The following is a 564-nucleotide window of genomic DNA, read 5'->3' on the forward strand; positions in this document are numbered from 1 at the left end:
TTTGTTTTTTTTTTTATTTCACCTCACCTTTTCTTTCACATTGGTGCGGGGCGGGGTGCCGGCCCCAGCACCTGTGCGTTGCGTGGTCCACTCCGGCTCCGGCTCCGGCTCCGGCTCCGGCTCCGGCTCCGGCTACAACGAGGCCAGGGCCGCCAGCAGTTCGTCCTCGTCGGCGTCCGAGAGCTGGATGTCCTGGACGGTTTCCGCGAGGGCTTCGACGGTGGGCCGACCGCTGATCATCCGCTCCAACGGCACCTCGATGCCGAAGGTGTCCCGTACCCGCGAGACGATCTGGACCGCGAGCAACGAGTGCCCTCCGAGCGCGTGGAAGTCGTCCCGCACACCGATGGTGGACGACACCCCCAGCACCTCGGACCAGATCAGCGCCAGCTCCCTCTCGACCTCGTTGCGCGGCTCCACCCGCTCTCCACCGAGGCCACCGATCCCACTGAACTCCGCACTGGGAGACGGGAGTTGTTTGTGGTCGGTCTTGCCGTTGGGGAGTTGGGGGAGGTGGGTGAGGTGGGTGAGGTAGGTGGGGATCATGGCGGTGGGGAGGTGGGT

At 65.8% G+C, this 564-nt stretch carries 1 protein-coding gene; it reads right to left on the reverse strand.

Annotated elements, in window-relative coordinates; translation table 11 throughout:
- Positions 1–132 precede the first annotated feature (132 nt).
- The coding region (locus tag ACFWBB_RS41530; RefSeq protein WP_385284174.1) for a phosphopantetheine-binding protein at positions 133–564 on the reverse strand (432 nt) is incomplete at its 5' end.

Source organism: Streptomyces sp. NPDC060000, from assembly GCF_042737375.1.
Lineage (GTDB): Bacteria > Actinomycetota > Actinomycetes > Streptomycetales > Streptomycetaceae > Streptomyces.